An 18731-nucleotide genomic window follows, 5' to 3' on the forward strand; every position below is an offset into this window, starting at 1 on the left:
GCCTTACGCGGCTCCATTGACGAAGGCCATGTCGGCCCGCGTCAGTTCGACATCGCGCAGGACCCGCATGACTGGAAAATCCTCGGTTTCCGTGGCCGTGATGGCAAGATCGATCGTGACATCGAAGCGTTGCCGGAACGCGTCGATGATCTCGTCGACGATGATTTCGGGCGCCGACGCGCCGGCCGACAGGCCAAGCGTCGAGATGTTGCCGATGTCATTCCACGGAATCTCGGCGGCGCGCTGCACGAGAAGCGACATGGTGGCGCCTGCACGCTCCGCGACTTCGACAAGTCGTCGCGAATTGGAGGAATTCGGCGCGCCGACGATCAGATAGAGATCGGCGCCCGGCGCGGTGTCCTTGACGGCTTCCTGGCGGTTGGTGGTGGCATAGCAGATCGATTCCGCCGCTGGTGCCTGCAGCGCCGGAAAGCGATCCTGCAAGGCGCGGATGATGCCGGCGGTGTCCTCGACAGACAATGTGGTCTGGGTAACGAAGCCGAGCGCCTGCGGATCGGCGGGCGAGAGCTTTGCGGCATCGGTTTCGGTTTCGATCAGCGTCACCGCTCCGTCCGGCAGTTGGCCCATGGTGCCGATCACTTCGGGATGACCGGCGTGACCAATCAACAGCACATGGCGGCCGAGCCGCTGATGGCGCATCGCCTGCTTGTGGACCTTCGACACCAGCGGGCAGGTGGCATCGAGATAGAAGAGATTGCGCGCCTTCGCATCCGCCGGCACCGATTTCGGCACGCCATGCGCCGAAAACACGACGGGCGACTGCCGATGTTCGGCCGGTATCTCGGAGAGTTCCTCAATGAAGACGGCGCCAAGGCTTTGCAGCCCCTCGACGACGTAGCGGTTGTGCACGATCTCATGGCGGACATAGACCGGCGCGCCATATTTCTTCAGCGCCAGTACGACGATCTGAATGGCACGGTCGACACCGGCGCAGAAACCGCGCGGCTGGCAGAGCCGGATCGTCAGAGGTGGTTTGGTGGTTGTCTGAAGCATTAAATCCGGGCCGGTTGATCAAAGCCGAAATGAAGTGCGCACCCCTGCCCTGTCAAGGGCATCGGTTGAAAGGGGGCATCAGCCGCGTTCATTCGTCTTTCGCGGGACGGCGAAGCCGCAGGATGAGCACGGCTGCGAGCGCCGCGGCAAGCCCGTACCAAGTCATCGCATATTGGAGATGGCTGTTCGGGAGATCGATGATGGTGACGCCGCCAACCGGCAAGCCGCCTGGGTTTGGCGTCTTGTCTGCGTCGATGAAGATCGGCACCAGCGCGGCGCCCGCCGGCAGACCGGCGCTTGCAGCCATCACGTCGCGGTCCTTCCAGTAGAAGATGTTCTTCGCCACGTCGTTGTCGGGAAGCATCATCGACGGCTTGCCCGGCAGCGGGTTGCGGGCCAGCCCGGTGACCGTCACTCTGCCAGCCACCTGTCCCTTGGCGCGCTTGGCGGCATCCTTCAGATCGTAAGGCACGAAGCCGCGATTGATCAGGACGAAGCGGCCGTCGTCGAGCGCCAGCGGCGTGTAGACATTGAAGCCGGCATCACCTTCCCAGGTCGCGTAAAAATGGCGTTCGCCTTGATGCAGGAACGTGCCGGTGACGGTGACAGGCGTATAATCGACATCCCCGGTGGCGGCGAACTCTTTCTCGACCGCAACCAACGGCAAGGGCGCCGAATGGGTGCGCTGGTCGATGGTCTGCAGAAGGCCTTCCTTCCAATACAGGCGCTGCACCTGCCAAGTGCCGAGCACCAGCAGGGCCAGGAACAGCACAAGGCCAAGGCCGAGCAGCAATGCCGAACGCGGCCGCGAACGACCGTCAGTTCTAAGGGAAGCCTCGCTCATTCGCCGCGATCCAGCCGGCCCTCGGCCGCTTGGTTGCGGTATTGCAGCGTCAGCAGCACGCCCTTGATCAGCCGCAGCGCCGTCAAGCACAGCACAACAGCCAGCGGAATCCAGACCAGCAGATGCAGCCAGAGCGGCGGGCTGAGCGTGACTTCTACCCAGAGCGCCAGGCCGACGATGATAAAGCCGATGATCAGGATCACGAACACCGCCGGCCCGTCGCCGGCATCAGCGTAGGAATAATCGAGGCCGCAATTGACGCATCGCTTGCCGACGGTGAGGAAGCCGGAAAATAGCCGCCCCTCGCCGCAGCGCGGGCAACGGCCATGCAGGCCGGCCGAGATCGGATCGATCGGCGGCCAGATCGCCCTATCTTCACTCTTGGAAGAGTCGTCGCTCATTGCTTACCGCTCGATTTCAGATCGACCGGCAACCAGTTCATCTTGCCACTCATTGCCTACCGCTCGATCTCGATCGGTGTGCCATCGGCCACCATCGCCCAGATTTCGTCCATATCGGAGTCCGTAACCGCAATGCAGCCGTCGGTCCAGTCGACCAATTGAAGCAGCCAGCCCCACCAGCCATAACCGTTTGGCTGGCCGTGGATCATGATCATGCCGCCCGCGTCGACATTGCGCGCCCTGGCGGCCGCCAGATCGTCGGTGTTGGGGTACGAAATATGGATCGATCTGTGCGCGATGCTGTTCGGGTTGCGCCAGTCGAGGACATAGTTCCCCTCGGGCGTGCGTTGATCGCCCTCCTGGTGCTTATGCCCGACAGGATCGCCGCCGAGTGCGATGCCGTAGCTGCGCAGGATCTTGCCGTCGCCGATGAGTTCCAGCCGGCGTTCGGCTTTGTGGACACGCACCAGATCCACCTTCTCGCCGGCAAAGGCCGGGAGTGCCGCGATCATCAATGCGCAAATGGCCCGGAAAATTGTCAGCCGCATTGGCTATCGATCAGCGATCATTGCGCCAAAAAGAAGAAGGCGGCCACATTGCCGCGGCCGCCCCTCCCCAAACGGAAATTCCTCAGGCCAGGATCAGTGGCCCTCGATCACCGCGCCGACCGATCCCCAGACGTAGATCGAGGCGAACAGGAACAGCCAGACCACGTCGACGAAGTGCCAGTACCAGGCGGCCGCCTCGAAGCCGAAATGTTGCTTGGGGGTGAAATCACCCTTCATCGCCCGGATCAGGCAGACCAACAGGAAGATGGTGCCGATGATGACGTGGAAACCGTGGAAGCCGGTCGCCATGAAGAACGTGGCGCCATAGATGGAATCCTTGAAGGCGAACGGAGCATGCATGTACTCGTAGGCCTGCACCATGGTGAACAGCATGCCGAGGCCAACAGTCAGCACCAGGCCGTTGATCAGCCCCTTGCGATCGCCATGGATGAGCGAATGGTGCGCCCAGGTCACCGTGGTGCCGGACAGCAGCAGGATGACGGTGTTGTAGAGCGGCAAATGGAAGGGATCGAGAACCTCCATGCCCTTCGGCGGCCAGACACCGCCGGTAAACGCGGTGCGGGCATATTGCTGGACTTCGCTCGGAAACAGGCTGGCATCGAAATAGGCCCAGAACCAGGCAACGAAGAACATCACCTCCGAGGCGATGAACATGATCATGCCGTAGCGCAGATGCAGCGACACGACACGCGTGTGATGGCCCTCATGCGCCTCCTTGATCGTGTCCGACCACCAGGCGAACATGGTGTAGAGGATGATCACGAGACCGATGAAGAACAGCCATGGATTGGCGATGTTGAAGCCGAAGATCGGGAACGAGCCGCCCTTCAGGTATTCCATCAGGCAGACGCCGCCAAAGGCGGCGACAAGTGCGCCTACCGATCCCAGGAAAGGCCACGGGCTCGGGTCAACGAGATGATAGTCATGCTGTGGTTTTGCGTGCGCGTCTGCCATATCAACCCCCGAGATTTGCTTCGGTATTCGAAATTGTCTTGCTATTGCCCTTGGCCGGCTCCGAGGAGGCGACCGGCTTGGCCTTCTCGACCGGGAACATCGTATAGGACAGCGTGATCGTCTTCACGTCCTTCAGTTCCGGCACATTGACGATGTCGGGGTCCACGTAGAACAGGACCGGCATGTCCAGTGTCTCGCCGGGCTTCAGCGTCGTGTCGGTGAAGCAGAAGCACTCGACCTTGTTGAAATAGGGACCCGCCAGTTCAGGCTGCACGTTGAAGGTGGCGCGGCCGGTCACGGGACGATCGAACTTGTTGGTCGCCTGATAGTGCGCCTGCACGGTCTCGCCGATCTTCATCGTCATCGAGCGCTGGACCGGCTGGAACTCCCACGGCACGCCAGCGATGTTGGCATCGAAGCGGACGGTGATCTCGCGGTCGAGCACGCGGCCGGCATACTGCTTCTCGGCACGTTGCGTCGTGCCGCCATAGCCGGTCGCCTGGCAAAACATCTTGTAGAGCGGGACCGCGGCATAGGCCATGCCGATCATGCCGGTGAAAAAGGCGAGGCAGACAGCCGCGACGATGACGTTGCCGTTCTTGCCAGCCGCTTTTTTGGAGGTCTCGACGCTCATCACATCGTGCCCAGATTGTGGCCGAACTTCACGATCGTCGCGATGTAGAAAATGACCACCAGCAGCGCCAGCGCCACACCGATGGCGATAGAACGGCTGCGCTGCGCCTTCTTCTGACGCTCGGTCAACGTGACGGTCTCGAGCTTTTCCTCGATCATGGTCATGCTCCACCCATGGCAAGCGCGCGTTCGACAACGCTGTCGGCCAGATAGGCAGCGAAGATGGCGAAGAGATAAAGCAGCGAATAGGCGAACAGGGCCTTGGCCGGTTTCATGACGCGGTCATCGTCGGCCATGCCAAGCACTTTCCACGCGTAACAGACAAAACCGACTCCCAGAAGCAGGGCGGCCACGCCATAGAACGGCGTGGTGTAGCCAAGCAGCCACGGCAGCACGCCGACCGGGGCCAGCACCAGCGCATAGGCGAAGATCTGGCGGCGGGTCGAAGCGTGGCCGGCGACGTTGGGCATCATCGGAATGCCGGCCTTGGCATAGTCCTCGGACTTGAACAGCGCCAGCGCCCAGAAATGCGGCGGCGTCCACAGGAAGATGATCAGGAACAGGACAATGCTTTCGAGGCTGACTGTCCCGGTCACCGCGGCCCAGCCGATCACAGGCGGAATGGCACCGGCGGCCCCGCCGATGACGATGTTCTGCGGCGTCCAGCGCTTCAGCCACATCGTGTAGACGACGGCGTAGAAAAAGATGGTGAAGGCGAGCAGCGTCGCCGCCAGCCAGTTGACCAGCACGCCGAGCGTCATCACCGACAGCACCGACAGCACCAGCCCGAAGGTCAGCGCTTCGTGCGGCTGGATGCGACCGGCCGGGACCGGGCGGTTGGCGGTCCTGGTCATCACGGCATCGATGTCGGCATCGTACCACATGTTGAGCGCGCCGGAGGCACCAGCACCTATTGCAATAGCCAGGATGGCGATCACCGCCAGCAGAGGGTTGATGGTCACGGGTGCGGCGACAAGGCCAACAAAGGCGGTGAACACCACCAGCGACATGACGCGCGGCTTCAGCAGCGCGAAGAAATCGCCCGCCGTCGCTTCCGACATGCGAAAGCCCGCTTCGTCAATCAATGGGTCGTCGACAAGGGCCATGCGTACTTAAGTCCATCATCCGTTGGCCAAAACCGCCGGCGGACCGGCGGTTTCGTATTCGAGCGGGCAGCCGCCTTACTTGATTTTCGGCAGCTGTTCCCACTGGTGGAAGGGCGGCGGCGAAGGCAGCTGCCATTCGAGCGTCGTTGCGCCCTCGCCCCATGGGTTGGCGCCGGCGATCCGCTTCTTCTGGAAGGCCTCGAACACACCATAGAGGAAGATCAGGACGCCGATGGCCGAGATATACGAGCCGATGGACGACACATAATTCCAGCCGGCGAACGCATCGGGGTAGTCGATGGTGCGGCGCGGCATGCCGGCGAGACCGAGGAAGTGCTGCGGGAAGAAGATCAGGTTCACGCCGACGAAGGTGACCCAGAAATGGGTGTTGGCGATGACGGGCGAATACATGTAGCCGGTCATCTTCGGGAACCAGTAGTACCAGCCGGCGAAGATGGCGAACACCGCGCCCAGTGACAGCACGTAGTGGAAGTGGGCAATGACGAAATAGGTGTCATGCAACGAGCGGTCGAGGCCGGCATTGGCCAGCTGGACGCCGGTGACGCCGCCGATGGTGAACAGGAAGATGAAGCCCAGCGCCCACAGCATCGGCGTCTTGAACGAAATCGACCCGCCCCACATCGTCGCGATCCAGGAGAAGATCTTCACGCCTGTCGGCACCGCGATGACCATGGTGGCGAAGACGAAATAGCGCTGCGTGTCGAGCGACAGGCCGGTCGTGTACATGTGGTGCGCCCACACGATGAAGCCGACGGCGCCGATCGCCACCATGGCATAGGCCATGCCGAGATAGCCGAACACCGGCTTCCTCGAGAAGGTCGAGATGACGTGACTGATGATGCCGAAGCCCGGCAGGATCAGGATGTACACTTCAGGGTGACCGAAGAACCAGAACAGGTGCTGGAACAGGATCGGGTCGCCGCCGCCGTCGGGCGCAAAGAAGGTGGTACCGAAATTGCGGTCGGTGAGCAGCATGGTGATGCCGCCGGCCAGGACCGGCAACGACAGCAGGAGCAGGAAGGCGGTGATCAGCACCGACCAGGCAAACAGCGGCATCTTGTGCAGCGTCATGCCAGGCGCGCGCATGTTGAAGATGGTGGTGATGAAGTTGATGGCGCCGAGGATCGACGACGCACCGGCAATGTGGATCGACAGGATCGCCAGATCCATGGCCGGCCCGGGCTGGCCCGAGGTCGAAAGCGGCGGATAGAGCGTCCAGCCGCCACCGACGCCAAAGGCGCCCGGCGCGCTCGGCACGAACATCGAGGTGAGCAGCAGGATGAAGGCCGGCGGCAGCAGCCAGAAGGAGATGTTGTTCATGCGCGGGAACGCCATGTCGGGCGCGCCGATCATGATCGGAACCATCCAGTTGGCGAAACCGCCGATCAGCGCCGGCATGACCATGAAGAAGATCATGATCAGGGCGTGCGCGGTGGCGAAGGCATTGTACATGCTCTTGCCGCCGTCGATCGCGGCGTCACCGTTCATGCCATAGACCATCTGCGCCAGGCCGCTGAATATCTGGATGCCAGGCTCCTGCAACTCCATGCGGATGGCGACCGACAAGGCACCGCCGATGATGCCGGCCATGATCGCGAAGATCAGGTAGAGCGTTCCGATGTCCTTGTGATTGGTCGAATAAACCCAGCGGACCCAGCCGTGATAAGGCTTGTGGTCGTGCCCGTCGTGAGCTGCAGCGTCTGCCATGTTCCGCTCCGTTCCCTAAATCTTGCTAACCCGCGGCATCAGTTGCCGGCGGCCGCTACCTTGTTCTGGCCGTCGACCTCGGCCATCAGCGTCTTGTTGGCGCCGGGCAGATCGGTCTTGGCTGCCGCCAGCCAGGTCTTGAACTGCGCATCGGAGACGACGCGGATGGCGATCGGCATGAAGGCATGGTCCTTGCCGCAGAGCTGCGAGCACTGGCCGTAAAAAATACCTTCCTTCTCCGCCTTGAACCAGGTCTCATTGGTGCGGCCCGGAATGGCATCGATCTTGATGCCGAACGACGGCATGGCAAAGGAGTGGATCACGTCGGTCGCGGTGACGAGCACGCGGGTCATGGTGTTGACCGGCACCACCAGCTCATTGTCGACCGCGAGCAGGCGTGGATAAACCTTGCGGTCCTCCTTGCCGGCGGCGGCGCGGTCGGTGTCCTGGAGGATCGCGGAGTTGAAGGAGAGCGTGTTTTCGGTCTGGTACTCGTAGTCCCAGTTCCACTGGTTACCGGTCGCCTTGACGGTCAGCTTCGCTTCTTCCGGCGGCGTGTATTGCGCGGTCAGCAGCTGGAACGAGGGAATTGCCAGGCAAAGCAGGATCACGACCGGACCGACAGTCCAGATCACCTCGATCAGCGTGTTGTGGCTGGTCTTGGACGGAACCGGGTTCGCGCTCGCACGGAATCTGACGATGCAATAGGCGAGGAGCAGCAGCACCAGGATGGTGATCGGGACGATGAACCACATCGTGTAGTTCCCGAACCACTCGATCTGCCGCATCATGTCGGTCGCCGGCGCCTGGAAGGTTGTCTCCCAGTTCTTGGGCTGGTCGGCATGGGCGGATGCGCCGGCGAAAAACGTGACAGCGGCACAAGCACTTAGAAACTTGGCACTTGCTGGAACCTTGGCGTTTGCCAGGAAATTTCTCATCGCCCTCATCGTCTCCCAGTTCCTCGCTGCGGTACCCACGAGAATAACGAACAATGCCGGGACGGGAATCCCGACAGTTTCAAGGTGGTTCAAACCATACTCTTTTTCCCTCCGCAAGAAAGGAGCGGACGAAACCGTGCGGCATTTTTGCGCGCAAGCCCGGATGTGCCTTTGGAGGCAGCCGCGGCAGCACCCAATCGCCTACAGTGAGCCCGCAGCAGCATTCCCGCGGGCCGCAGGTGCCGAACGTCGCAATTCGGGCGAAATTGGCAGGGAAAAGCGCCCAATTGGCTTTTTCGGGGCAGACCTGGTGCGGTCTCGTCCTTTACTTGGCTTTGGCGCGGCTTAAAGTGCCGTGATTCGCAATGGAGCCGTCATGAATTACTGGCTTTCGAGAAACTCTCGGTTTTCGAGAAACTGGGCGAAGGTCATCTTTCTCGCCGCCCTGTCTGGCATTGGCCTGTCCGCGATCGTGCTGTCCGGCACGGCCAACGCCGCGCAGCCGAGCGGCACCGTGCGTTCGACGCATGGCGCATGGTCGATCATCTGCGACACGCCGGCCGGTGCCACCTCGGAACAATGCGTGATGATGCAGAACGTCGTCGCCGAGGACCGTCCGGAGATGGGACTGTCGGTCGTGGTGCTGCGCACCGCCGACAACAAGGCGGAGATCCTGCGCGTGCTGGCGCCGCTCGGCGTGCTTTTGCCCAACGGGCTCGGCCTCAATGTCGACGGCAAGGACATCGGCCGCGCCTATTTCGTGCGCTGCTTCCAGGACGGCTGCTATGCCGAGGTGATCCTCGAAAAGCCGCTTCTCGACACGCTGAAGACCGGCACGTCGGCCACCTTCATCGTTTTCCAGACCCCGGAAGAAGGTATCGGCATCCCGGTCGACCTCAAGGGTTTTGCCGACGGCTTCGCCGCCCTCCCCTGAAAGCCCGGCGACATCACCGGCTTCAACCAGAAGTGACTTCGACGGGCTGCTGGCAAACCGCTTTTGTCGTTACAATGCGGCAGAGCGATTGTCTCGGCGTGCCTTCGCGCCTACATCGTGGCAAAGACCCATTCCTCCTGTGAACGGACGCGCCATGAACAGCCTGATCGGCCAATTCGACATTTCAGACGATCGCATCAAGCAGATCGTCGCCGATACCATCAACGGCGCCGATGACGGCGAGCTGTTCCTCGAATACAGCGAGAGCGAAGCGCTGATGTTCGACAATGGCCGCCTGAAGACCGCCAACTTCAACACCGACCAAGGGTTTGGTCTGCGCGCGGTTGCCGGCGAAGCCAGCGGCTATGCCCATTCCAGCGATCTGTCCGAGGCCTCGCTGCTGCGCGCGGCCGACGCGGTGTCAACCGTCAAGGGCGGTTATTCCGGCACGCTTGCCGCGGCACCTGCCCGCACCAACCGCCATCTCTATGGCGAAGAGAACCCGATCCCCTCGCCTTCCTTCGAGGCCAAGGCAAAGCTCTTGCAGGAAATCGACGCCTGGCTGCGCGCCGAGGATCCGCGCGTGCGTCAGGTTTCGGCATCGCTCGCCGCATCCTGGCAGCATGTCGAGATCGTGCGCGCCGATGGCCAAATGGTGCGCGACATCCGCCCGCTGGTCCGCATCAACGTCTCCGTTGTGGTCGGCGATGGCGACCGCCAGGAGAGCGGCTCCTACGGCATGGGTGGCCGCAAGGCGTTTGGCGAATTCCTGGTCGAGGACAGCTGGAAGCACGCCGCCAAGGAGGCGCTCAGGCAAGCCCTGGTCAATCTCGAGGCCATACCGGCCCCGGCCGGCACTTTCGACATCGTCTTGTCCAGCGGCTGGCCGGGCGTCATGCTGCACGAGGCCGTCGGCCATGGGCTGGAAGGCGATTTCAACCGCAAGAAGACCTCGGCCTTCGCCGGCCTGCTCGGCCAGCAGGTCGCCGCCAAGGGGGTCACCGTCGTCGACGACGGCACGATGCCCGAACGGCGCGGCTCGCTGACCGTCGACGATGAAGGCACACCTTCGGCCCGCAATGTGCTGATCGAGGATGGCAAGCTGGTCGGCTACATGCAGGATCGCCAGAATGCCCGGCTGATGGGCATGAAGGCGACCGGCAACGGCCGCCGCGAAGGCTATGCCCACCAGCCGATGCCGCGCATGACCAACACCTATATGACATCTGGCGACATGGAGCCGGACGAAATCATCGCCTCGGTCAAGAACGGCATCTATGCCGTCTCCTTCGGCGGCGGTCAGGTCGATATCACCTCGGGCAAATTCGTGTTCGGCTGCACCGAGGCCTACATGATCGAGAACGGCAAGGTGACGCAGCCGATCAAGGGCGCGATGCTGATCGGCAACGGTCCGGACGCCATGCACCGCGTCTCGATGATCGGCAACGACATGAAGCTCGACACCGGCATCGGCATGTGCGGCAAGGCCGGACAGGGCGTGCCCGTCGGCGTCGGCCAGCCGCATCTGCGCATGAACCAGATGACGGTGGGCGGCACGCGGGTTTGATAAGAACAGTAGACGAGCTTACTCGCCCATCTGAATTGCCCTAAAGCCAGGATGCCGGCGATTTCGGCAGACGACGGTCGGGGTCGACGACCTCCAGGCGCGGCGCGCCATCCTCGTTCCAGCGCCAGAGCGCAACGCAGGTGCCGCCGGGCGACATGAAGGACGGATAGATCACGCCGTTCACCCCATCGGCAAGCAGGCGATCCCGCAGCTTGTGGGTCTCGGGCACAAGGCCCTGATCCAGCATGTCTCGCCATTCGCATTGGTGAATACCCGCCGTCATGGCCAATTCGCTCAGCATTGCGGCATCGGTCAGATCGGCCAAGCGCGCGCCCGAGAGCTCTAGTTGGGCAATTAACGCCGGATGCTGGACAAAGCCCTGATTGTACTCCGCCCAGGCGGTGGACAATTCGCGCGCCGCATAGATCGTTGAAGCGCCAATTGGATTCCAGCGACCGCCGAAGTGGGCAGCGCCCTCGCCCGAAAGCGGCAGATGCGCCCAACGCGGTACGAAGGCCCGCCACAAGGTCAGGCTGATCTCAGGCATACACGCCGGAGCGGACGGCCTCCAGATAGGCCAGCACCTTGTCCGTCTTGCCCTCGCGAACCAGGTCGTAGGCGGTCTTTCCCGCCCAGCCGGGGATCGGCTGGTGCTTAAACCAGATCGCCGCACGTTGCTCGCCGCCGGCCATTTCACCGGCCATCGACAGGATGCGGACGATCGGGCTGAGGGCGGCGTCGACCTTGCGCGCGCCGGCCTTGGCGGCAAGCGTGTTGCGCGCGACCCCGATCAGGCCGGCCAATTCGGTCAGGTTGACACCAAGCTGTTCCGCGACACGCCTTGCCGAAAGGTAAGGCGACCGTTCATCGCCAAAGCGTGACGCCGGAATTTCGAGGGCTGCGGAGTTCATGACGATTACCTAGCATATTTTGATGCGTACGGTATCAAAATAGGCCCAATTCACGCGCAACTCAAGCACAAGCGACCTACCGCCTCCGCTTCGGCTTCTCCAGCAACGCCACCGCTTCGACATGCGGCGACCACAGGAACTGGTCGATCGGCGTCACGCCTTTCAGGATGTAGCCGCCGTCGATCAGGATGCGCAAATCTCGCGCGAGCGTCACCGGATTGCAGGACACCGCGGCGACGTACGGCACATCCGAACGGGCGATCTGCTTCGACTGATCCTCGGCACCGGCGCGCGGCGGGTCGAACACCACACCATCGAAGGCATTCAATTCCTTGAATGTCAGCGGCCGCCGGAACAGGTCGCGGCGTTCACCCGTCACCCGCTTCAAGCCAGTGGCGAAACGCGATCCACGGTCGAGGGCCGAAAGGGCTGCCGCATCGCCTTCCACCGCATGGACTTCCGACTTCGCGGCCAGACGCAGAGCAAAGCTGCCGCAGCCGGCGAAAAGATCCGCCACCTTCTTGGCACGCTTCAGATGCCCACCGACGATATCGGCCATCGCCTGTTCGGCGGCCTCGGTTGCCTGCAGGAACGCGCCGGGGGGCAAGGCGACAGCGACGCTGCCGAACATGACCACCGGCTTTTTCGGCTCGATGATGATTTCGTCATCGATGGACAGCCTGGCAAAGCCCTGCGCCATGACGAAATTGGCAGCGATGCGGCGCTGATGCTCCCCCAGCTTGCCGGATTCGTGAACCGCGACATCGAGACCCGAACCGGTCACGGTGACCGCCAGCCGGAACGATTTGGTTGTTGCGCAGACCAATTCGGCGAGCGCCTTCAACCGATCGAGCGAAGCGACGATCTCAGGCAGCGAGATCGGGCATTCCGATATGGCGATGATCTCCGGCGACAGATGGCGATGGAAGCCGAGCAGCATGCCTGTATCGGTACGCCGGGCGGCAAGCACGACACGGCGGCGCGTCTGCGGCGCGCAAGCGACCAGGTCACCGATCTCGTAATCGATGCCTTTGCCCTTCAGGATGTGCGCCACCTTTTCGCGTTTCCACTGGCGATAGGCTTCGGCTTCGAAATGCTGGAGCGCGCAACCGCCGCATTCGGTGAAATGGCGGCAGGCGGGATCAATGCGCAGCGGCGATGATTCCAGCACCGCCATCAGCATGGCGCGATCCCTTTCGCGCGCGGCGGTAACCGTTTCACCGGGCAGTGTGAAGGGAATGAACAGATCTCCTGTCTCGGTCTCGGCGACACCGTCGCCCTGAGCGCCAAGTTTCCTGATGCTGAAGCGCGCGCTCATCGGTCCTTGATCCCACCGAGCAGGAATTCGCGATTGCCGTCGCCGCCCTCGATCGGCGACAAATGCAGCCCCAGCGAGCGCCAACCGGGAACGGAGTCCAGCCAATCCTGCAGCAGGCCGGCGACACGGGAGGCGTCGTAGGGGTCTTTCAACAGACCACCCTTGCCGATCGCATCACGGCCCGCCTCGAATTGCGGCTTGACCAGAAACATGGCCTTGGCGCCAGCCTTCGCCAGACCAAGCGCCGGCGGCAGCGCCAGTTTCAGAGAGATGAAGCTGACGTCGGACACGATGAAATCCGGAATACGCCCGCTGAGATCGGCAACGGCGAGGTCGCGGGCGTTCAGTCCTTCGATCACCGTCACACGCGGGTCGCCGCCGATATCAGGATGCATCTGGCCATGACCGACATCGACCGCGGTGACATGGGCCACGCCGCGCTCGAGCAACACCTGGGTGAAGCCGCCGGTCGAGGCGCCGATGTCGAGCGCTTCAGAGCCGGCAGGGTCGAGGCCGAAATGATCGAGCCCACCGATCAGCTTGAGTGCCGCGCGCGACACATAGCCTTGCGCCGGATCATCGATGGCAACAAGGCATTGCGGCAAAACGCTCTGGCCGGGCTTGCGCGCAATGACGCCGTCGACGGTCACCGTGCCACGGTCGACCGCGTCGCGGGCACGTGAGCGGCTGGCAAACAGCCCGCGCTGGACGAGCAGGTCGTCGAGCCGCTGGCGTGCGCTGGCTGGCAGAGGGGAATTCATTGGCCTTCATGGCGAAAGCCGATGACGATGGCAAGAGCACCGGCCGGAAGCATCTCGTCTCACGTTCCCATCATCACGCCCAGCACATTGGACTGCGGCGATGGTGAGGCGTTCCGTCACGCCGACCACCCTATGAATATCTATCGTTGCGCCGGTTGAGACGGATGACCGCCGAAGCATGAGGTCTCGTCGCCTGCCGATAAGTGCCTAAAATCTAGAAAGCCTCATGATTTCTTAACCAATTTTCATCGCATTTGCTTGAGGACTTCAATGTTATGACCGCGACGACCGGAAAAGCCGGATGAAGAGGCGGCAACCTTGGAAATGGCCAGCGATATCGTCTACAAGGTTCTTGACCGGATTTCCGGCGCCGGCCTGCTGGCGACCGGACTTCTGTTGCTGACTGCTTTGGTCAGCGCCCTGGTCGCCTACTGGCGCACGGTCGAGAAAAAGAGCTGGAAAGAGTTTTTCGAGTTCGCAGTCCCGCATGAGGTCATCACGCACCCTTCGGCGAAAGCCGACCTTTTGTTCTGGGTGACGCGGAAGGCGCTGATGCCATTCCTCATGCTGCCCGCCGGCGTCGTCTTCGTCAGCGCCGTCGGCTATGCGACGAACTGGTTGCTCTCCACGCTGCTGGCGATCCAGCCGCCCCTGATCGAAGGACCGGCAGGGCCGGTGACGGTGACGATCTTCACCATCACCATGCTGCTTGCCTACGACATTTCATACTATCTCTATCACGTCGCCCAGCACCGCTACCCGGTGCTGTGGGAACTGCACAAGGTTCACCATTCGGCCGAGGTGATGGTCGGCATCACCAAGGATCGCGTCCACCCGCTCGACGAATTGATGAACCGGGCCTGGGACGGCGTCATTCCCGGCATCTGCTTCGGCATCTGGTCGCTGGTGTCGCTGAACCTCGTCGAGCTGACGGTCTTCGGCGTCAACGTCTACATCATACGCAACATCCTGATGATGGATTTCGTCAGGCACACGCATTTCAAGATCTCGTTTGGACCGTTGAACAATCTGATCCTGTGCCCGCACTGGCATCAGCTGCACCACAGCACCGACCCGCGCCACTACGACAAGAACTTCGGGCTGCTCTTCTCGTTCTGGGATCGGCTCTTCGGAACCCTGTGCGTTCCGAGACCCGACGAGGACTTCAAGTTCGGTTTGATCGAACGCAACGTGCGCGACTACCAGTCGCTCGCAGGCCTCTATGTCCTGCCGCTGAAGCGGATGTGGCGGCAGATCGCCAGACATTTCCGCACCGACAAGCCCGAGCCACAGCAATCGCCGCAAAGGGGGAAGCCATGAACGGACCCGCCGTGTTCCGGATGCCGCGAACGCACCGGATCGAAATTGCGACCTCGCCAGCGCGACTGGCAGAAATCGCGCCCGCCTGGGCAGCGCTCTGGCAACGCGCCGGCGGCCTCGTTTTCCAGCATCCCGACTGGATCTCGGCCTGGTGGCACACCACACCGCATCAGGACCGTCGCGGTCTCAGGATCGGCCTGGTCTGGAGCGGCGAGCGTCTCGAGGCCGTCATTGCGCTCGCGACCTTCTGGCGCTCGGGCATCCGTATGCTGGAATGGGCGGCGAAAGATCACTGCGACTATGGCGATGTCCTGGTTGCTCCCGATGCCGAGCCACAGATCCTGCCGCAACTCTGGCAACATATCCTCGACGATGGCGGCTTCGATCTTGCCTACCTCAATCGTCTGTTGCCTGATGCCCGATTCCGGACCCTGCTTGGTCCCGCCGCCCCAGGCCAGAGCAATATCTTGCAGCCAAGCCACCGCAGCGAGGTCAGCTATCGAGTTTCCGGCGCCGGGCAACGCGGCGCACAATGGTTTGAAAGCCAGTCGAAGAAAACTCGGCAAAACTATCGCCGTGGCTACAAATTCATGGAGGAAGGCGGCGCGCTGCGTTTCCGCCTGATGGATGCACACGAAGCCCGCGAGCCGGTGCTGGAGCGCGTCGCCGCGCTGAAGCGGTTGTGGCTTGCAAAACACGGCCGCGTTTCGGACCTCTTCGACGAAGGCTCCCCCGCGCTGGCGGCACTGATCTCCGTTCTGGCCAAGCTCGGATTGCTGCGCATCTTCGTGCTCGAACGCGAAGACGAGATCATCGCCATCTCGATCAATTTCGAGCAGCATGGAACGATGATGGCTTTCGTCACCACCTATGATCCGGCCTTCGAACGGGCCTCGCCGGGCATGGTCTTGATGATGGATTACATCCAGTGGTCGTTTGACCGGGGCTTGACCACGATCGATTTTCTCTGCGGCGGCGAGGATTTCAAGCGCCGCTTTGCGACGCATTCGGTGATCTTGTCGTCGGTGGTGGGTGGACGAAACCTGCGCGGACGCCTAGCCGCCCTGGCAGACCGCGCTCGCCACGCGGCGCAATCCTGGCGCCCCGAGAAATCGGCGCAGCAAGCGGAGCTGGTTGCGGCGGAGTAGCATCGCCGACGCTTTTTAGATCGCCTGCACAGCGGCAAGCGCGATGAAACGATCGGGCAATCCCGATCAAGGCTTGTTGGTCTTCAGCTCAGAATACGGTTCGCGAAACCGGGCGCTCGACGGCTGGAGACAAGCCATCCTCACGGCCGCCCGAAGCTTGCTCGCGTGCAGGCTCGATGGCAACCGCAGGCGCGGGAACAGGGGCCGGCAGAACCACCAATTGCGGCACCTGCTTGAAGGAAAAGCCGCCGCGGATGTCGCCCATCTTGCCGGCGATGATGCCCATCGCCGCCTTTTCGAGGCTGCGGTCATAGCGCGTTTCGGCTGTGGCCGGCGCGATGATAACGGCGCAAAGTGCTGCGCCGCACAGAAGCGTTTTCATTGTTGTTGTCTCCCTGCCTGATCACGATCTAGCAGGGCGCCATTGAAAAACGGCCAAGAGACACGGTAAGCAAAGCGCCAAACGGCAGCGTAAACAATGCCTTAAGATCGCTTGCCGGCAAACTGATTCAAGTCTTTGAGACTTTGATTCAGGCGCGCTGGGATTCAGGCGCGCTGGGCGTGGACTGTGTGCCCGAGTGCCACGAACACGGTGCGCACGATGCCGGCGGCATCGAGCCCGGCATCGGCATACATCTTTTCCGGCTTGGCGTGGTCGGTGAACGCGTCGGGCAGCACCAGCGGACGCACCTTCAGGCCGCTTTCCAGCAAGCCCTCATGGGCAAGGAACTGCAGCACGTGGCTGGCGAAGCCGCCGACGGCGCCCTCCTCCACCGTCACCAGCACCTCATGCGAGCGGGCCAGCCGCCGGATCAGATCCTGGTCGAGCGGCTTGGCGAAACGGGCGTCGGCGACCGTGGTGGACAGCCCGGCAGCCCCTAGCTCCTCCGCGGCGATCAGGCAATCCTGCAACCGCGTGCCGAAAGACAGCAATGCAACCTTGGTACCCTCCTTGACGATGCGGCCCTTGCCGATTTCGAGAACCGAGCCGCGCTCCGGCATGTCGACGCCGACGCCATTGCCGCGCGGATAGCGGAAGGCGATCGGACCCTCATCATAGCTCGCCGCGGTGCGCACCATGTGGCGCAGCTCCGCCTCGTCGGCGGCCGCCATGACGACGAAACCCGGCAGTGTCGCCAGGAAGGTGGTGTCGAAGGCGCCGCAATGGGTCGCGCCATCGGCGCCGACGAAACCGGCGCGGTCGATGGGAAACCGCACCGGCAGTTTCTGGATGGCGACGTCGTGGACGACCTGGTCGTAGGCGCGCTGCAGGAAGGTGGAATAGATGGCCGCGAACGGCTTGTAGCCTTCGGTGGCAAGGCCGGCGGCGAAGGTCACCGCGTGCTGTTCGGCGATGCCGACATCGAAGGTGCGCGATGGGAACGCTTCGCCGAACAGGTCGAGACCGGTGCCGCTCGGCATGGCGGCCGTGACGGCGACGATGCGGTCGTCCTCGCGGCCCTCCTGGACCAGGCTTTCGGCGAACACCTTGGTGTAGGCCGGTGCGTTGGCTGGCGCCTTGGCCTGCGCGCCGGTGATGACGTCGAACTTGTTGACGCCGTGATATTTGTCGGCGGCGGCTTCGGCCGGCGCATAGCCCTTGCCCTTCTGGGTGACGACATGGATGAGCACCGGGCCTTCGCCATTGTCGCGGACATTTTTCAGGACCGGGATCAGGTGCTCCAGATTGTGGCCGTCTATCGGGCCGATGTGATAGAAGCCGAGTTCCTCGAACAGCGTGCCGCCGGTGACATAGCCGCGTGCATGCTCGACCGCCCTTGTGATCGCACGATCCGCGCGCTTGCCGAGATAGGACGTCAGTTTCTTGCCGAAATCGCGCAGGCCGATATAGGCCTTGCCGGAGGCCAGCCGCGCCAGATAGGCGCTCATCGCGCCGGTCGGCGGCGCGATCGACATGTCGTTGTCGTTGAGAATGACGATCAGCCGTGCATCGAGCGCACCGGCATTGTTCATCGCCTCATAGGCCATGCCGGCAGACATGGCGCCGTCGCCGATGACGGCAATGACGTTGTTGCGGCCGCCGGAGAGATCGCGGGCGGCGGCCATGCCGAGGCCGGCCGATATCGATGTCGAGGAGTGGGCGGCGCCGAAGGGATCGTACTCGCTCTCGGCGCGGCGGGTGAAGCCGGACAGACCGCCTTCCTGGCGCAGCGTGCGGATACGGTCGCGGCGGCCGGTCAGGATCTTGTGCGGATAGGCCTGGTGGCCGACATCCCAGATCAGCCTGTCATCGGGGGTGTTGAAGACATAGTGCAGCGCCACTGTCAGCTCGACCACGCCAAGCCCGGCGCCCAGATGACCACCCGTGCGGGACACAGCGTCGACCAGCTCGGCGCGAAGCTCGGACGCCAATTGCGGCAGTTCACTTTCGGCAAGCGTGCGCAGGTCGGCCGGGATGCGGACCTTGTCGAGAAGCGGCGTATGCGGCGTTGCGTTCACTGTGCTCGGGCTTTCGGTTGATGGGCGAATAGGCCGCCGGCCGGCGAAAGTAAATGCGTGTCAGTGACGCGGATCAGGCCCTAGTCTTTTGTCTATGCATTTCGTTCTGCCACTTTCGGGCGACA

20 protein-coding genes are annotated in these 18731 nt (G+C 62.6%); 4 read left to right on the top strand and 16 right to left on the bottom strand.

The window, feature by feature from the left end; all coding sequences use genetic code 11:
* Positions 1-3 precede the first annotated feature (3 nt).
* From ispH to coxB, 10 genes are all read right to left on the bottom strand, one after another.
* Positions 4-1014, bottom strand: coding sequence for a 4-hydroxy-3-methylbut-2-enyl diphosphate reductase (gene ispH, locus NP945_RS05545; protein ID WP_128308332.1), 1011 nt, complete (start codon positions 1012-1014; stop codon positions 4-6).
* 88 nt (positions 1015-1102) lie between these two features.
* Positions 1103-1858 carry an SURF1 family protein gene (locus NP945_RS05550; RefSeq protein WP_256745781.1) on the bottom strand — a complete coding sequence of 252 codons (756 nt, stop codon included), beginning with the start codon at positions 1856-1858 and terminating at the stop codon, positions 1103-1105.
* Positions 1855-2259, bottom strand: a complete 405-nt coding sequence (locus tag NP945_RS05555; RefSeq protein WP_127395867.1) for a DUF983 domain-containing protein — start codon at positions 2257-2259, stop codon at positions 1855-1857. Before NP945_RS05555 ends, NP945_RS05550 begins: the two co-directional genes overlap by 4 nt.
* Before the next feature lie 56 nt (positions 2260-2315).
* On the bottom strand, positions 2316-2807 hold the full coding sequence (locus NP945_RS05560) for a murein L,D-transpeptidase family protein (protein ID WP_127320373.1): 492 nt from the start codon (positions 2805-2807) through the stop codon (positions 2316-2318).
* A 93-nt stretch (positions 2808-2900) separates the two neighbouring features.
* The gene (locus NP945_RS05565) at positions 2901-3782 is read right to left on the bottom strand and encodes a cytochrome c oxidase subunit 3 (protein WP_127270321.1); all 882 of its coding nucleotides are present in this window, start codon (positions 3780-3782) and stop codon (positions 2901-2903) included.
* A gap of 1 nt (position 3783) precedes the next feature.
* Positions 3784-4416, bottom strand: coding sequence for a cytochrome c oxidase assembly protein (locus NP945_RS05570; protein ID WP_127395869.1), 633 nt, complete (start codon positions 4414-4416; stop codon positions 3784-3786).
* Positions 4416-4574, bottom strand: coding sequence for a hypothetical protein (locus tag NP945_RS05575; RefSeq protein ID WP_013532777.1), 159 nt, complete (start codon positions 4572-4574; stop codon positions 4416-4418). Before NP945_RS05575 ends, NP945_RS05570 begins: the two co-directional genes overlap by 1 nt.
* Before the next feature lie 2 nt (positions 4575-4576).
* Positions 4577-5521: a heme o synthase gene (locus NP945_RS05580; RefSeq protein WP_256745782.1), complete on the bottom strand. Its 945-nt coding sequence runs from the start codon at positions 5519-5521 to the stop codon at positions 4577-4579.
* Between the two features lie 75 nt (positions 5522-5596).
* Positions 5597-7249 (bottom strand): cytochrome c oxidase subunit I, encoded by a 1653-nt coding sequence (gene ctaD, locus NP945_RS05585; protein WP_023808611.1) that lies wholly within the window; start codon positions 7247-7249, stop codon positions 5597-5599.
* 38 nt (positions 7250-7287) lie between these two features.
* Positions 7288-8187: a cytochrome c oxidase subunit II gene (gene coxB, locus NP945_RS05590; RefSeq protein ID WP_127327253.1), complete on the bottom strand. Its 900-nt coding sequence runs from the start codon at positions 8185-8187 to the stop codon at positions 7288-7290.
* A 376-nt stretch (positions 8188-8563) separates the two neighbouring features.
* Between coxB and NP945_RS05595 the strand changes: the two genes are divergently transcribed.
* Together NP945_RS05595 and tldD are read left to right on the top strand one after the other, a co-directional pair.
* On the top strand, positions 8564-9121 hold the full coding sequence (locus NP945_RS05595) for an invasion associated locus B family protein (protein ID WP_127380620.1): 558 nt from the start codon (positions 8564-8566) through the stop codon (positions 9119-9121).
* A gap of 154 nt (positions 9122-9275) precedes the next feature.
* Complete coding sequence (gene tldD, locus NP945_RS05600; protein WP_127380621.1) at positions 9276-10688, top strand: metalloprotease TldD; 1413 nt, start codon at positions 9276-9278, stop codon at positions 10686-10688.
* A gap of 40 nt (positions 10689-10728) precedes the next feature.
* On the opposite strand, the gene NP945_RS05605 is transcribed toward tldD, so the two are convergent.
* The 4 genes from NP945_RS05605 to NP945_RS05620 all read right to left on the bottom strand — a co-directional run bounded on the left by NP945_RS05605 (position 10729) and on the right by NP945_RS05620 (position 13678).
* Entirely contained in the window at positions 10729-11235 is a 507-nt protein-coding gene (locus tag NP945_RS05605; protein WP_127270325.1) for an RES family NAD+ phosphorylase, read from the bottom strand.
* Positions 11228-11599, bottom strand: coding sequence for an antitoxin Xre/MbcA/ParS toxin-binding domain-containing protein (locus tag NP945_RS05610; RefSeq protein WP_128362898.1), 372 nt, complete (start codon positions 11597-11599; stop codon positions 11228-11230). The genes NP945_RS05605 and NP945_RS05610 overlap by 8 nt, the downstream gene beginning before the upstream one ends.
* Positions 11600-11675: 76 nt before the next feature.
* Positions 11676-12917, bottom strand: a complete 1242-nt coding sequence (locus NP945_RS05615) for a class I SAM-dependent RNA methyltransferase (protein WP_128362897.1) — start codon at positions 12915-12917, stop codon at positions 11676-11678.
* Positions 12914-13678, bottom strand: coding sequence for a TlyA family RNA methyltransferase (locus NP945_RS05620; RefSeq protein WP_256745783.1), 765 nt, complete (start codon positions 13676-13678; stop codon positions 12914-12916). Before NP945_RS05620 ends, NP945_RS05615 begins: the two co-directional genes overlap by 4 nt.
* A 324-nt stretch (positions 13679-14002) precedes the next feature.
* On the opposite strand from NP945_RS05620, the gene NP945_RS05625 reads away from it, so the two are divergent.
* Positions 14003-14998, top strand: a complete 996-nt coding sequence (locus NP945_RS05625) for a sterol desaturase family protein (protein WP_164748752.1) — start codon at positions 14003-14005, stop codon at positions 14996-14998.
* Positions 14995-16146, top strand: coding sequence for a GNAT family N-acetyltransferase (locus tag NP945_RS05630; RefSeq protein WP_127268716.1), 1152 nt, complete (start codon positions 14995-14997; stop codon positions 16144-16146). The genes NP945_RS05625 and NP945_RS05630 overlap by 4 nt, the downstream gene beginning before the upstream one ends.
* A gap of 88 nt (positions 16147-16234) precedes the next feature.
* Here NP945_RS05630 and NP945_RS05635 read toward each other — a convergent pair whose 3' ends face one another.
* Both NP945_RS05635 and dxs read right to left on the bottom strand, forming a co-directional pair.
* A complete protein-coding gene (locus tag NP945_RS05635; protein WP_127811006.1) occupies positions 16235-16528 on the bottom strand; it encodes a hypothetical protein in 294 nt (97 codons plus the stop codon).
* 164 nt (positions 16529-16692) lie between these two features.
* A complete protein-coding gene (gene dxs / locus NP945_RS05640) occupies positions 16693-18606 on the bottom strand; it encodes a 1-deoxy-D-xylulose-5-phosphate synthase (protein ID WP_256745784.1) in 1914 nt (637 codons plus the stop codon).
* Positions 18607-18731 lie beyond the last annotated feature (125 nt).

Origin of the sequence: Mesorhizobium sp. LMG17149, from assembly GCF_024518695.1 — a bacterium.
Lineage (GTDB): Bacteria > Pseudomonadota > Alphaproteobacteria > Rhizobiales > Rhizobiaceae > Mesorhizobium.

What these genes read in the sequence shown, in the direction of transcription:
- ispH (WP_128308332.1), bottom strand. Translation starts at nt 1,014, where the DNA reads ATGCTTCAGACAACCACCAAACCACCTCTGACGATCCGGCTCTGCCAG.
- NP945_RS05550 (WP_256745781.1), bottom strand. Translation starts at nt 1,858, where the DNA reads ATGAGCGAGGCTTCCCTTAGAACTGACGGTCGTTCGCGGCCGCGTTCG.
- NP945_RS05555 (WP_127395867.1), bottom strand. Translation starts at nt 2,259, where the DNA reads ATGAGCGACGACTCTTCCAAGAGTGAAGATAGGGCGATCTGGCCGCCG.
- NP945_RS05560 (WP_127320373.1), bottom strand. Translation starts at nt 2,807, where the DNA reads ATGCGGCTGACAATTTTCCGGGCCATTTGCGCATTGATGATCGCGGCA.
- NP945_RS05565 (WP_127270321.1), bottom strand. Translation starts at nt 3,782, where the DNA reads ATGGCAGACGCGCACGCAAAACCACAGCATGACTATCATCTCGTTGAC.
- NP945_RS05570 (WP_127395869.1), bottom strand. Translation starts at nt 4,416, where the DNA reads ATGAGCGTCGAGACCTCCAAAAAAGCGGCTGGCAAGAACGGCAACGTC.
- NP945_RS05575 (WP_013532777.1), bottom strand. Translation starts at nt 4,574, where the DNA reads ATGATCGAGGAAAAGCTCGAGACCGTCACGTTGACCGAGCGTCAGAAG.
- NP945_RS05580 (WP_256745782.1), bottom strand. Translation starts at nt 5,521, where the DNA reads ATGGCCCTTGTCGACGACCCATTGATTGACGAAGCGGGCTTTCGCATG.
- ctaD (WP_023808611.1), bottom strand. Translation starts at nt 7,249, where the DNA reads ATGGCAGACGCTGCAGCTCACGACGGGCACGACCACAAGCCTTATCAC.
- coxB (WP_127327253.1), bottom strand. Translation starts at nt 8,187, where the DNA reads ATGAGAAATTTCCTGGCAAACGCCAAGGTTCCAGCAAGTGCCAAGTTT.
- NP945_RS05595 (WP_127380620.1), top strand. Translation starts at nt 8,564, where the DNA reads ATGAATTACTGGCTTTCGAGAAACTCTCGGTTTTCGAGAAACTGGGCG.
- tldD (WP_127380621.1), top strand. Translation starts at nt 9,276, where the DNA reads ATGAACAGCCTGATCGGCCAATTCGACATTTCAGACGATCGCATCAAG.
- NP945_RS05605 (WP_127270325.1), bottom strand. Translation starts at nt 11,235, where the DNA reads ATGCCTGAGATCAGCCTGACCTTGTGGCGGGCCTTCGTACCGCGTTGG.
- NP945_RS05610 (WP_128362898.1), bottom strand. Translation starts at nt 11,599, where the DNA reads ATGAACTCCGCAGCCCTCGAAATTCCGGCGTCACGCTTTGGCGATGAA.
- NP945_RS05615 (WP_128362897.1), bottom strand. Translation starts at nt 12,917, where the DNA reads ATGAGCGCGCGCTTCAGCATCAGGAAACTTGGCGCTCAGGGCGACGGT.
- NP945_RS05620 (WP_256745783.1), bottom strand. Translation starts at nt 13,678, where the DNA reads ATGAATTCCCCTCTGCCAGCCAGCGCACGCCAGCGGCTCGACGACCTG.
- NP945_RS05625 (WP_164748752.1), top strand. Translation starts at nt 14,003, where the DNA reads ATGGCCAGCGATATCGTCTACAAGGTTCTTGACCGGATTTCCGGCGCC.
- NP945_RS05630 (WP_127268716.1), top strand. Translation starts at nt 14,995, where the DNA reads ATGAACGGACCCGCCGTGTTCCGGATGCCGCGAACGCACCGGATCGAA.
- NP945_RS05635 (WP_127811006.1), bottom strand. Translation starts at nt 16,528, where the DNA reads ATGAAAACGCTTCTGTGCGGCGCAGCACTTTGCGCCGTTATCATCGCG.